The sequence below is a fragment of the Novosphingobium sp. genome, from assembly GCF_027489515.1.
Lineage (GTDB): Bacteria > Pseudomonadota > Alphaproteobacteria > Sphingomonadales > Sphingomonadaceae > Novosphingobium.
This window is the reverse complement of sequence record NZ_JAIXZS010000014.1, coordinates 1-11,298: the sequence shown is the minus strand read 5'-3', so window position 1 is coordinate 11,298 and position 11,298 is coordinate 1. Positions and strand designations below refer to the sequence as shown.

Here is an 11,298-nt window from a genome sequence, read left to right as displayed (position 1 = left end):
CTCGACGGCTTCGGCAGCGAAAGCGAAGGCGCCCTGCCGCCGCTCACCGCCACCGGCGACGAACCGGCCAGCGACCGCAGCGTTGACAGCGCCGCTGCCACCGGCGACGGTCTGGGCGAGAGCACCGCTCCGGCACCCAAGGCCAAGACGCGCGCGAGCGTTGACGCCTGACCGGGACCAGCCCCCCCCGTGACCGGTGCCGCGACCCGCGCCGGTCACATCGGGAAGGCCCGTCCGCGCATTTGCAGCGGGCGGGCCTTTTCTTTTGCCCGCTGCTGTCGGGTTCCACGGAACCTCTGAAGGAACTCGGCCAACGAGAGGGAAGGGGGAGGTGCCGTTCAAGCAAAGGAGGCTTGAATGGCAAAAACAAACTGGACACTCGATCTTGGCGGCGCGCCTTCGAATGAGGACTGCGCGCAAATCGGCCACACCCCGAACTTCACCATCGTGAATACCGCCGAAGCCATGCTCTACAGGACTGCGCTGATCGCGGTAGCTGGGCCTCCGCCCGCCGGAATCACCCTTCGGATCAAGGCCAACGCCCATGATTTCGGAACCTACCGGACGGTCGAGGCGAGCGTCGACGCCGAACAGGACGATGGCAGCCATGCCAGCTATCTCGAGACACTCGAGACCGGCTTCGCCTTCTGGCATCAGGCCGGGTTTGCGCCGCCTGATTTCGGCAAGCTGACCGCCAGCGATCATCTTGCGGGTTTCGTCTCGGATGCCGTCGCAAGCGCGCTGCGGATCACACGGCCGACCAGCACCGGCGCATTCTTTCCGGAGTCCTCCGGGTCGATCCACCGGAACCTCACCGCGGCCTTTCCGGAAGCGGCGCAGCGCGCTTTTTGCGAAGGGAGCCTGCCATGCTGACTGATAGCGAGCGCTTCGCCTTCAGCGCCTGGCGGATCCATGCCTTCGCTTCGACGGGCAATGCCTACGACGCCGTGCAGACCGACGAGACTATCGCAGCCGGTGACACCCTGCTTGTTCTCGATGAACGGGTTGTCGGTGTCGCGATGACTTGGCCTTTTGCTATCACCGCAGAGCCGGGCAAGCTTCACGCGGTCTGTGAGCCTGGCGCTGGCGAAACCCTTGGTCACATTGAAAAGGCGCTCGCTGTTCCAGACGGGTCAATCGCGCGAGCCTGCCGCCTCGCACGGACTCTGGATTTTGCGATTGATGCGGGCCTCGTCCGGTTGTTGCCGGAGCTGCCGGCGGCAGAGGTGGACCGCTAGGCGGCGTGGACAACTTCAGCGTGGAGCAGGGTGACCGAAATTGGTGGTTAGCTGTCGCTCCGAGCGCAATAGATCACCGTCTGCGAGTGGGACAAAGCGGTCGCCAAAAGTTATCTCGCCAAACGGCGATTGTTGCCGAAAGCCGCCGCAGTCGTTCTCCTCCTCGTAAAAGCAGCGCGTATCAAACGGACCTTGAGTGAATTTTTGGCTTGGCTCTGCGAAGACCCGGATCAAGCGCAATTTCGGCTAGTCTGTTGCCATAAGTCCGGCACGGGCTAATGCTTCCCCCGATGCCGATATAGAGACCATTGAACAGTCACGTGTCAGAACCCGTCGAATTCAACCGCAGAGCCATAGTCGCGTGGCTAAGTATCGGGTTCGGCATGAGCAGCGTCTACGCTCTGGTCTTCCTGCTGACAGAGGCACACATCGGATGGCGCGATGCAAGTTTGTGGGCGGTCTGCAATGCCGGTCCGCACGTGATGATGGCCATCCCGCTTGTCGACCTGATTGCGCCACGGCTGGCAGCGCAGCGCCTTCCGGTTGCTCTTCTGTCTGGCGCCGTGACGGTGATGGCCTATGCCCTGTTGGCCTATGGCGCGGCAGTTTTTCTGCTCGCCCTATCGGGTGGAGTACGGACAGAAGGGATATTCGTCCGCTTCTTTTCGGGGCCCGCGCTGCCGTGGCAAATCTTCCAAGGATCGGCCTATGGAGCGGTCGCGCTGCTGGCCGGACTTTGGCTCGATGTGCGCCGCCGTCTCAGTGCAGCCGGATCTGTGGTGGCACCCGCTGAAACAAGGGCACAGCGCTGGCTGGTGAAGACCGCGGAAGGCATCGTCCCCATCGATCCGGCCGAGATCGTGCGGATCGAGGCCGCCGGCGAATATTCGCGGATCGTGCTGCCGACTGCGACCCTTCTCTCGCGGATTGGGATGGCGGCTTGCGAGGAGCGACTGGCGGGGCTCGCTTTCCTGCGTGTGCATCGCTCCCACATCGTTCGTTCCGACGCGATTGTCCGGGCCGAACCGGCCGGGAACGGGCGGCTGCAGGTTACACTCAGCAATGGCGACCAGCTGGTCAGCAGCCGCGAAGGGGCCCGACTGGTCCGGTCGGTCGCAATCTGATTGCGGAAAGCGTGTCGGTTCATCGGCATTCGGTGTCGATTGATTGCATTTTTTCCGCTTGCCTTGTCCGCCGCTCCATCTCCGGGCCATCGTCTGACGGAGATCCCCCTTGAGACTTGCACTTCTGTTTGCCGCGGCGCTTGTCAGTTCCAGCCCCCTTGCCATCGCCGCTGAGCCTTCGGCTGCAAGCGCGGTCGTCAGCAGCGTGCACATTGATGCGCGCGAAACCTATTTCCTTGGCGAGATCCCGCGGATTGTGATCGCTGGCCTCGAACCGGGAGAAGTGGTGCGTGTGCATCTCTTCCGGGTCGTCAATCGCTGGCTGCCGGATGGGAAAGGGGGTTGGCAAAACGAGCCAACGCCGATGCATGGCTGGGTCCAGATCCGGACCAATGCACAAGGGAAGATCGATCTTGCTACCGCAATCCCGGAGGAAGGAACGAGCAAGGCGGTCGGCCCCGTCACCCTGTTCTGGTCGGCGCGTCGGGCCAGTGATCCGCTGGTTACGGAGCAGGCCTTTGCGCGGCAGGGTGTGGCGCTCAAGGATGATGGGACGCATCAACTGCGTGTGACCCGAGGTCAGACAATCATCGCCGAACAGCGACTGCGCATCAATGTCGAACGGCCCGATGCGGCGATGACCCGGATAGAAATCCGCACGCCGCAGCTGAGCGGCTTCTTCGCCGCGCCCGCAGGTGCGCGCAATCTTCCGGTGATCCTTCATCTCCACGGTAGCGAAGGCGGCAGCACAGCAAAGGCGCGCGACATCGCGCAGCGCTATGCCGAAGCCGGATTCGCCACGCTCGCGATCAATTACTTCGCGTGGGATTACGAAGCGGGCGGGCTTTCGGTGCCCAATGCGCACCGCAACATCCCGGTCGAACTGCTCGATCGCGCGCGCCTCTGGCTGGCGGACCGCCCGGAAGCCGACACCGCGCGGATCGCGCTGGTGGGCAACAGCAAGGGCGGCGAATTCGCGATGGTGGGCGCAGCGACTTATCCCTGGGTCAAGGCCGCAGTCGGCTGCGTGCCGAGCGATGTTGTATGGGAGGGCTATGGCGCGGCATCCTGGGATGGCAGCACGGTTCGCTCGCTCCCGGAGCCCGGCACCTATTCGAGCTGGTCATACCAGGGGATACCGCTTGCCTATATTCCGACTTATGCCGACCGGCGCGATGGTTTTCTGGACAACACCGACCGCTACGACCGCGCCCGCGCCGAATTTTCGGACGCGGCGCGAGCCGCGCGCATCCCGATCGAGCGCACCGGGGCGGAGTTGTTCCTGATCGGCGGCGAGCGGGACCGGACCTGGCCGAGCGGGGCAATGACCCGCAGTCTCGTCAATGCGATGGATGCGGCCGGAAAGGGCGGGCAGGTGGAAGCCTTGGTGGCCCCGACAGCAGGGCATTTCCTGTGCGGTGACGGTCTCTATCCCCACCGTGCGTGGCAGGAAGACAACGCCTCAGCCTATGCGCCCGACATCGATGCGCAGGGTGCGGCGGAATTTGCAGCTCACGAAGCCAAGCTCGCCTTCCTGCGGCGGGTGTTGCGCTGAGCATTTGCGCAAGAAGTGTTTGGTCGCCGCGTTTGACTGCCGCGCTGCGGGCTGCGACGCGGGTGGTCGGCAAACACCCGAGGGAAGCGTGATCAAGAGCGGCACATATGGCGAACGATACGAAGCGCGCATCGCGCGGGCGATCGCCCATATCGAAGCCAATCCCGCCGAGCCGGTGACTCTGGAACGGCTCGCCGCCGTCGCGTGCCTTTCGCCCTTCCATTTCCACCGCGTGTTCCGCGCGCTGACCGGCGAAAGCCTGCGCAGCTTCGTTGAGCGCCGCAAGCTCGAACGTGCCATAGGCCTCGCCCGGCGCGGACAATCGTGGAAGGTCGCCTCTGCCGCCAGCGGCTTCGCCTCGGCGGTCAGCTTCGCCAGGGCCTTCAAGCGGGTCTACGGCGTGCCGCCCTCCGCCTTCGACCGCGAGGTATGGTGGCGCGAGCGGCTCGACCGGGCCGAGGCCGAAGCGGTCTCGGAATTCTTCCTGCGCCCGGCACCCCCGCTCGATCCTGACTTCGTGGTAACGCTGAAGCCCCGCCCTGCCGCCCGGCTGGCGGTGGCGCGGGTGTGGGGCGGCTATCTTGCGCCGGACAAGCTGATCGCGGCCTACCAGCGGCTGCGCGCCTGGGCCGAGGAACAGGGACTCGAAACCAGCGGCGGAAACATCGTGGGCGCCTCGCGCGACGACCCTGACCTCACCCCGCTGTCGCGATGTCGCTATGATTTCATGATCGCGCTGCCCGATGGTCTCGATCCGCCGCCGCGCTTCGCCGTGGCGGAGCGGGACGCGGGCTTGTGGGCTGTCACGCATGTGAAGGGCGATCTGGCTGAGGTGGATCGGGCATGGTCGATGCTGTTCAAGAGCTGGCTTCCCGCGTCCGGGCTCGATCTGCGCGATGCCCCGGCCGAAGAGGCCTATCTGCAACTGCCCGAAGACATCGGCTGGGAGTCGTTCGATCTCGAATGCCGCGTGCCTGTCGCCTATCCGCCACAAGGAGATCATTATGCCTGATGCCAGATCCACGCTGCTTGCCGGGCTGCTTTCGGGCGGCGGAGCAATGGCCTGGACGATGTTCGAATTCGCGATGGGCTGGCACAATGAACAGCTCGATGTGGGGGCGAAGACAGGCTTCGTTGCGATCATCTTCCCGGTGATCGCCATCGTCTGGGCTCTGCGCAAGGCGCGGCAGGCCGCGGGTGGTGTTATCTCTTGGGGCAGCGCGCTAGCGACTGGCCTTGCTGTATCGGCCATCAGTGCCGCCATCGGCCTCACTTTCTTCGCGGCTTACTATACCCTCATCAATCCAAAGTTCTTGATGGCGATGCAAGCACGCGGGGCACCTATCGATGTGGCGTCCCAGCTGGTCGCGGTTGTTCTGGGCTCGTTCGTGGTGGGCATGGTCATCACCGCCATCACCACAATCGTTATGCGCAGGGGAGGGCAGAACCTATGAGCGACATATTTCTGGACATCTTCGCCCAACTGCGCGCCATCATGCTCGAAGCGGCCCCCGGCATGGCGATTGCCGAGGACAGCGCGGCCAATCTGACGCTGAAGACCCACTGGATCGAGGCGCGCACCGGGCAGCCGGCTTGGTTCGGGTGGATCGCGATCAAGAAGTCCTATGTGGCCTACCACATCATGCCGCTCTACACGCTCCCGGCGCTGGAAGCTGCGGTGCCCGTGGGGCTTGCGAAACGGCGGCAGGGAAAGACCTGCTTCAATGTCAAGAAAGCGGATGGAGCGGTGTTCGCGCAGCTGCGGGAGCTGACAGCGCTTGCGGCGCAGATGGAACCCGACCTGCGCGCCGCCATCGGAGCCTGAGCGGCAAGGGAGCGCTCAACAACCGATGGCATTGCCCGCCGCGCGAAACGCCTCGAGCGCGCGGGTTGCTTCAGCGGATGGTTCCGCGCCGACCTGTCCGCCCAGATGCCGCGCGAAGAACACTTCGGTTGCGCGGGTGATCGCCAGCGAGGTCTCCTCGTTGGCGAAGCTGTGGCCCTCGTTTCTGGCGAGAAGATAATCGACATCGATGCCGCGGGCACGCAGCGAGCAGACGATCCGGTCCGACTGGTCCTGCCGCACGCGCGGATCATTCGCGCCCTGGAAGATCAGCAGCGGAGCACGCATCGCTGCGGCATTGGTGAGCGGAGAGCGTTCGCGCATTTGTGCAGCATCCTCCGGGCGGTCAGGATTTCCGACGAACCGGTACCACGAACGCGGCAGGAAAGGCTGCCAGCTCGGCGGGAAGGCGCGGACGAGGGTCTCCAGATCGGCCGGTCCCGCAAAGTCCACCGCACAGCGATAGGCGAAGCCGCCTGCGCGCGAAATGCCGGTGAGCGCGGCAAAGCCGCCGTAGGATCCGCCCATGATGCACACCCGTGCGGGATCGGCCCAGCCCTTACGAACGGCATGCCGCACGGCATCGTCGACATCGTCAGACATGCGCCGTCCGAATTCGCCGACGCCGGCGTCGAACACCCGCTTGCCGAGCCCGGTCGATCCGCGGAAGTTGACCTGAATGACCGTGTATCCGCGATTGGCGTAGAACTGCGTTTCGCGTTCGAAGGTGGCGGTATCGCGGGTCCAGGGGCCGCCGTGGACCGCGACAATGGTCGGCCCGGCGCTGCGGCTCCCGAGCGGGCGGGTGACATAGCCGAGCAGCGGCAGCCCGTCGCGGGCGCGCAGCCTGAAGGGTTCGGTCGGCGCGAAGGCATAGGCGGCAAGTTCGGGGCGTGTGTCGGCAAAAACCGACGCCTTGCCCCCGCGCACCATAATGAAGCGCCCCGGACGGTGCCCCGCGTCGGTGTAGAAGACTGTGACCTGCCCGTCGGCCGACCGGGATTCGAGGCTCAGGCTGTCTTTCTGCGCGATCTGCCGGGCCTTGCCGACCGCTTCGGCAAACCCGGGTGCAAGCGGTGCGAGATCGCTTGCGATGCGCGTGCAGGCAGCGGCAATCGGCCCGGCGGCGTCCTGAAGGATATCGTCGAGATCGAACCGGCCGCAATCTCCGCCTTTGAGCCGCCGCAGCTTGCCATCCGCAAGGCCAATCAGCAGCGCACGTTCGACATCGCCGTCACGGTTACTCCGCACGATCACAGACCGCCCGTCGGCGTGAATGCCGAGGATCTTGAAGCGCTCTGCCGTAGGTGCGGTGTAGAGGCGAACGAATTCTCCGCCCCCCTGCATCCGCCCCCACAGCTCGAGCGACCCGTCCGGCGAGATCCGCCCGGCGGCGCGGATCTCGCCCGAGGCATCGGCAAAGAACTCGGTGTAGCCCGCATCATTGCGCAGAACTTCGCGCAGCGTCCCCGCTTCGGGGCCCAGGGCATAGACATCGGCATATTCGGGGTCGCGCCGGTTGATGGCGAGGAGCAGCGGGCCGGCTTGCCCGGCAGGCGTGCGGATAATCTCCGCGTTGGCTCCGGCAAACGGTGTCAGATCCTGCGCGCGATCGGGAGCATCGGGATCGATGCGGAAAAGGTGGTAACCTTCGTCTCCGCCGCTGTCTTGCAGCACCAGCAGCCAGCGCCCATCCGCCGACCAGCGCACATTGTCGATCGAGCGCTCGGGATTGCGCAGCACCAGCCGGCGCGGGCCACCAAGCGGGCCGACATGGACAGCGCCGCGGCCGTCGACGGTTTCGATCGTCGCCACCCGCGTGCCATCGGGCGATACCACCGCGGCGGAGATAGCGGGAGCCTTTGCCAGCACATCGAACGGGATCAGCGGGGCAGACGCGATCGGCGCGGCGGCGGCAAGCAGCAGGCCTGAGAACATCGTGGCGAACCTCCCTCGAAGCATCTATGCCTGCTTCTTAGGAAGCACGAAAGGCGCCCGTCTTGAACGAAACGGAAGAGCCTGCGCGGAATTGGAGCAGTCCGCTTGCCCCGGCGCTGCGCCCATGGATTGCCATGGCTATCCAGCGCCGCGCCTGCGCACCGCCGACGCGATATCGCATCTTTCCCAACATGAACTGCGAGATCTTCGTCAATTGCGGCGAACATTTCACCAACGCGCGTTGCGGTGATCCGCTGCGCCGACTGCCGCTGGCGAGCGTGTTCGGGCCCAGGACAGGGGCATATGATCATGCCACCAGCGCGCGTTCGGATTGGTTCCTGCTTCAGCTTACCCCGCTGGGTGTGCGCGATCTGCTTGGGTGTCCGCTCGCTGCGCTGGTCGGTGCCGACCATGATCTCGCCGCGGTTGCGCCCTCGGCCGCGGCGCTGGCCGAGCAAATCGCCGCCGCCCCGGATTTCGCCGCGAGGCTGCGCCTTGTCGAGGATTGGGCGATGGCGCGGCTCGACCCCGCATCGACAGGGAGCCGACCAGGCATATTGTCCCAAGCTCACGCGGCCATGCTGGCGCGCCCCGCGCTTTCGGTCGGTGCGATTGCGGCGCGTCTCGATATCGGCGCCCGGCAATTGCGCAGCATTGTGCGTGATGAATTCGGGATGAGCCCCAAGTCCCTGCTCGGACACGCCCGTTTCGAACACGCCTGGTCCACGCTTTTCCGCACCGGATCGATCAATCAGGCCAGCGCGCTCTTCGCCGATCAGGCGCATCTGACGCGCGCGTTCCAGCGCTATGGTCAACTCACGCCGAACCAGTACCGCCGTCTCAAGGCGAGCGGTGACCCGATCCGCAACGGGGTGGACCGCAGCATTGCCGACAGGCTGGGGATCGCGCTCGACTGAATGGCTGCCGCGTCAGCGCGGGACAAAGCCCATGATCGCCAGCATGTTGCCGTCAGGATCGGCAAATTGCTGTAGTCGCAGGAAGCCCGCCGGACTGGATTGCACCGTCTCCACGTCTCCCACCAGGGTGGCATCGCTCGCTTCGAGACGGGCACGCGCAGCAGTGAAATCGTCGACATGGAAATAGAGAATGCCTGTCGGCCGTTCGGGCGGCTTGCGCGTGCTGTCATGCGCCAGCATCAGCCGCGTGCCGGCGACGTCGAAAAACAGCATGTCGCCCGCTTCGAACAGAAGCGGCAGCCCGATCCGATCGCGATAGAAGGCGCGCGCTGCGTCGAGATCAGTGACCGTCAGTGCAACCTGCTCGAACCGTGCATTCGCGAGCACCGGCGCGGGCGTCTCCTGTGCTCCGGCAGAAATCGGGGTCGCTGCAAACGCCAGCAGGGCAATCCATTTCATCATCGACCGTCTCCTGTATTTGGTTCCACCACGCTCATCAGTCCGAGGCTTCCGCCATCGGGATCGGCAAAGAACGCCATCCATTCCTCGCGCCCGTCAGGGTGGACGTGGATGCGATGCGGCGCGCTCAGGATGACAACGCCCGCGGCCTTCAGCCGCTCGATTTCGGCCGAGATGTCGTCTACGCGGAAGTAGAGGATCGCATTCGTTCCCGCTTGTGCCGCGGAGAGATAGAGGCGCACCCCGCCGCAATCGAAGAATGCGGCGTTGGGGAAACGCATCACTTCGGCAAGGCCGACAACGTCACGGAACCAATCGGCGGTAGCATCGAGATCGCGCGCGGTCCGGGAGACTTGACCCAGCGACCAGGCGCCCCGATCGGAGCCCGGCATAGCGGCCGCCATGGCGCTGTCGGCCCGCACGCCCGGCCACTGCCGCAATTCGCTACGGGACTGCAGTCCAAGCTTGCCCAGCACATTGCTTACGTGGAATTTGACTGCATCGGCTGAGAGGCCGCAAAGCCGGGCAATCGCCGGGTTCGTCAATCCGTGCCTAACTCCTTCGACCACCCGCCATTCGGCCGGCGTTAAGATGTCGGCATGCGTGGGTCTGCCTCGTTTTGCCATAATGCTTGGCCTAGCGAATTGACGTAGGAATTACCCTACCCGACGGTACCTTGTCATCGCTGGCCGATGTTTTCCGCCGCGACGAAGTTTTGGCTTATGAAGGGTATCTCCCCGAACCGAACCGCTACAAAGCGCTGAATCAATGGCGGCCAACAACGACAAGTCGGATTGGCTGGTTTTGGTCAAAGATGACGTTCGAGGCGAGCTCGCTGAATGGCTTTCTTTGGGTCGCATGCTGCCGTTCGAATCTACCGACGCGCCCTAGCGCGGCAAGCGCCGCCCCAGAAATCTTGCTATTATGGTAATAATTGCTATTTTGAGGCCAGAGGAGATACCATCATGCCAGCGGCGGCGAATGAGCACCCCAGGGTTCCCCTGACCCGGTTTCACAACAACACCGGCGAGTTCCTCGATCTGGCAACCAAGCAGCCGGTCGTCCTGACCAGCCATGGCCGCGAACGGCATGTGATCGCAGATAGCGAATATTTCCGCCATCTCGAAGAGGCGGCACGCGGTGTGATCGCCGGCCACATGAATATCGAAGCTGTCGCTTCGTCCGACATGACCGAAGCCGATCGCAAGGCTTTCGCCAATGCACGGCCTTCGGCCAGCGAACTTGCCAATGACCGCTGGGAAGACTGACCGACCCGCCGCAGGCCATATCCTCCGATACGTCTATCTCTTCGAGGAAGAGCAGAGACGAGGCCGCGACGAAGGCGTCAAAGAACGCTTCGTTGTCGTCGTAGGTGTGGAAGGCTCGCGCTATCTGGTCGCCGCGATCACGACCAAGGGCGAGGGGCGCAAGAATGCCATCGCCATCCCCGATGAGATCGCACGCGCAGCCGGGCTCGTTCCGGGTAGCGCGATTGTCGTTTCGGAATTCAACCGGTTCACCTGGCCCGGGTTCGACATCAGACCCCTGATGAAGCAGCCCGGGTACATTGCCGGACGACTCCCACCGCGGTTCACGGCAAAGATCATCGATGCCATCGGAGCCTGGGGCGCCGCTGCCGTCGATCGCGATTGATTTCCGGAACGCCGAGGCAGCCTGCTCCTTGGAGCCTTGTCTGATCGTGCATCAACGTCAGGCCAGTCACGCCGGCGTTGTGGATTGGCGCCGGAGGTGGCCGAGGTCGGGTATTCCGGATCAGTGCCGCAGAGGGACCTCTCGCTCACCGGGATCGGCAAGGGCGGGCGAATTATCCCGTGATCATCATCGTCAATAACAAGCCGGTACGCGGCGAAGTTGATGTCCAGGCGTGCGATAAGCTCCTGTGCCAACAGCACGTCTGCCGACCAGTGCCCATGCCTCTTTGGTCGAGCTTAGGGCCAACCTGCAGAAATGCGAGCCGTGTTGCCCGGCAAGCCGGGCTGCCCGCACCACCTCGATTTCCGAGGTTCCCCGCGCGCGGAAGCGCGCGGTGTCCCAGCTCTCCCGCCGAGGCTCGACAAGGGCACCGGCGGACGAGCCGTCGGCACCAAGGAGGCTCTTGCAATGAACATCGTCAACCTCGTCGGCCGTCTCGCCAAGGATCCCGTTGCCCGCGACCGCAGCGACACCCGCATCACCGAACTGATCCTCGTGACCGAACGTCCGG

Annotated in this window: 14 protein-coding genes; 11 read left to right on the top strand and 3 right to left on the bottom strand. The window is 64.4% G+C overall.

Annotated features, from left to right (window positions below):
* Positions 1-357 precede the first annotated feature (357 nt).
* The 7 genes from Q0082_RS01315 to Q0082_RS01285 all read left to right on the top strand — a co-directional run bounded on the left by Q0082_RS01315 (position 358) and on the right by Q0082_RS01285 (position 5,742).
* Entirely contained in the window at positions 358-873 is a 516-nt protein-coding gene (locus Q0082_RS01315) for a hypothetical protein (protein ID WP_298189030.1), read from the top strand.
* Positions 867-1,238: a hypothetical protein gene (locus Q0082_RS01310; protein ID WP_298189028.1), complete on the top strand. Its 372-nt coding sequence runs from the start codon at positions 867-869 to the stop codon at positions 1,236-1,238. The genes Q0082_RS01315 and Q0082_RS01310 overlap by 7 nt, the downstream gene beginning before the upstream one ends.
* A 320-nt stretch (positions 1,239-1,558) precedes the next feature.
* Positions 1,559-2,362, top strand: a complete 804-nt coding sequence (locus Q0082_RS01305; RefSeq protein WP_298189025.1) for a LytTR family transcriptional regulator DNA-binding domain-containing protein — start codon at positions 1,559-1,561, stop codon at positions 2,360-2,362.
* 109 nt (positions 2,363-2,471) lie between these two features.
* Entirely contained in the window at positions 2,472-3,917 is a 1,446-nt protein-coding gene (locus tag Q0082_RS01300) for an acyl-CoA thioester hydrolase/BAAT C-terminal domain-containing protein (RefSeq protein ID WP_298189022.1), read from the top strand.
* 88 nt (positions 3,918-4,005) lie between these two features.
* Positions 4,006-4,929: an AraC family transcriptional regulator gene (locus Q0082_RS01295; protein WP_298189019.1), complete on the top strand. Its 924-nt coding sequence runs from the start codon at positions 4,006-4,008 to the stop codon at positions 4,927-4,929.
* A complete protein-coding gene (locus tag Q0082_RS01290; protein WP_298189016.1) occupies positions 4,922-5,371 on the top strand; it encodes a DUF4199 domain-containing protein in 450 nt (149 codons plus the stop codon). The genes Q0082_RS01295 and Q0082_RS01290 overlap by 8 nt, the downstream gene beginning before the upstream one ends.
* Positions 5,368-5,742 (top strand): hypothetical protein, encoded by a 375-nt coding sequence (locus tag Q0082_RS01285; protein WP_298189014.1) that lies wholly within the window; start codon positions 5,368-5,370, stop codon positions 5,740-5,742. Before Q0082_RS01290 ends, Q0082_RS01285 begins: the two co-directional genes overlap by 4 nt.
* Positions 5,743-5,757: 15 nt before the next feature.
* Here the strand turns inward: Q0082_RS01285 and Q0082_RS01280 are convergent, their stop codons facing one another.
* Complete coding sequence (locus Q0082_RS01280) at positions 5,758-7,698, bottom strand: S9 family peptidase (RefSeq protein WP_298189010.1); 1,941 nt, start codon at positions 7,696-7,698, stop codon at positions 5,758-5,760.
* A gap of 134 nt (positions 7,699-7,832) precedes the next feature.
* Here Q0082_RS01280 and Q0082_RS01275 point away from each other — a divergent pair, with 134 nt between their 5' ends.
* Positions 7,833-8,615 carry a helix-turn-helix domain-containing protein gene (locus tag Q0082_RS01275; protein WP_298189007.1) on the top strand — a complete coding sequence of 261 codons (783 nt, stop codon included), beginning with the start codon at positions 7,833-7,835 and terminating at the stop codon, positions 8,613-8,615.
* Positions 8,616-8,627: 12 nt separating this feature from the next.
* On the opposite strand, the gene Q0082_RS01270 is transcribed toward Q0082_RS01275, so the two are convergent.
* Both Q0082_RS01270 and Q0082_RS01265 read right to left on the bottom strand, forming a co-directional pair.
* A complete protein-coding gene (locus Q0082_RS01270; RefSeq protein ID WP_298189004.1) occupies positions 8,628-9,077 on the bottom strand; it encodes a VOC family protein in 450 nt (149 codons plus the stop codon).
* Positions 9,074-9,700 (bottom strand): LuxR C-terminal-related transcriptional regulator, encoded by a 627-nt coding sequence (locus Q0082_RS01265; RefSeq protein ID WP_298189001.1) that lies wholly within the window; start codon positions 9,698-9,700, stop codon positions 9,074-9,076. The genes Q0082_RS01270 and Q0082_RS01265 overlap by 4 nt, the downstream gene beginning before the upstream one ends.
* Positions 9,701-9,842: 142 nt before the next feature.
* Here Q0082_RS01265 and Q0082_RS01260 point away from each other — a divergent pair, with 142 nt between their 5' ends.
* The 3 genes from Q0082_RS01260 (at position 9,843) to Q0082_RS01250 (ending at position 10,727) form a co-directional block, all read left to right on the top strand.
* Positions 9,843-9,965, top strand: coding sequence for a hypothetical protein (locus Q0082_RS01260; protein WP_298188998.1), 123 nt, complete (start codon positions 9,843-9,845; stop codon positions 9,963-9,965).
* Positions 9,966-10,039: 74 nt separating this feature from the next.
* Complete coding sequence (locus tag Q0082_RS01255; RefSeq protein WP_298188995.1) at positions 10,040-10,342, top strand: type II toxin-antitoxin system prevent-host-death family antitoxin; 303 nt, start codon at positions 10,040-10,042, stop codon at positions 10,340-10,342.
* A complete protein-coding gene (locus Q0082_RS01250) occupies positions 10,323-10,727 on the top strand; it encodes a hypothetical protein (RefSeq protein ID WP_298188991.1) in 405 nt (134 codons plus the stop codon). Before Q0082_RS01255 ends, Q0082_RS01250 begins: the two co-directional genes overlap by 20 nt.
* The last annotated feature ends 571 nt before the right edge of the window (positions 10,728-11,298 follow it).

Bases quoted from the DNA above. Each gene is read 5' to 3' on its own strand.
- Q0082_RS01315 (WP_298189030.1), top strand. From the start codon at position 358: ATGGCAAAAACAAACTGGACACTCGATCTTGGCGGCGCGCCTTCGAAT.
- Q0082_RS01310 (WP_298189028.1), top strand. From the start codon at position 867: ATGCTGACTGATAGCGAGCGCTTCGCCTTCAGCGCCTGGCGGATCCAT.
- Q0082_RS01290 (WP_298189016.1), top strand. From the start codon at position 4,922: ATGCCTGATGCCAGATCCACGCTGCTTGCCGGGCTGCTTTCGGGCGGC.
- Q0082_RS01285 (WP_298189014.1), top strand. From the start codon at position 5,368: ATGAGCGACATATTTCTGGACATCTTCGCCCAACTGCGCGCCATCATG.
- Q0082_RS01280 (WP_298189010.1), bottom strand. From the start codon at position 7,698: ATGTTCTCAGGCCTGCTGCTTGCCGCCGCCGCGCCGATCGCGTCTGCC.
- Q0082_RS01275 (WP_298189007.1), top strand. From the start codon at position 7,833: ATGGCTATCCAGCGCCGCGCCTGCGCACCGCCGACGCGATATCGCATC.
- Q0082_RS01270 (WP_298189004.1), bottom strand. From the start codon at position 9,077: ATGATGAAATGGATTGCCCTGCTGGCGTTTGCAGCGACCCCGATTTCT.
- Q0082_RS01265 (WP_298189001.1), bottom strand. From the start codon at position 9,700: ATGGCAAAACGAGGCAGACCCACGCATGCCGACATCTTAACGCCGGCC.
- Q0082_RS01260 (WP_298188998.1), top strand. From the start codon at position 9,843: ATGGCGGCCAACAACGACAAGTCGGATTGGCTGGTTTTGGTCAAAGAT.
- Q0082_RS01255 (WP_298188995.1), top strand. From the start codon at position 10,040: ATGCCAGCGGCGGCGAATGAGCACCCCAGGGTTCCCCTGACCCGGTTT.
- Q0082_RS01250 (WP_298188991.1), top strand. From the start codon at position 10,323: ATGACCGCTGGGAAGACTGACCGACCCGCCGCAGGCCATATCCTCCGA.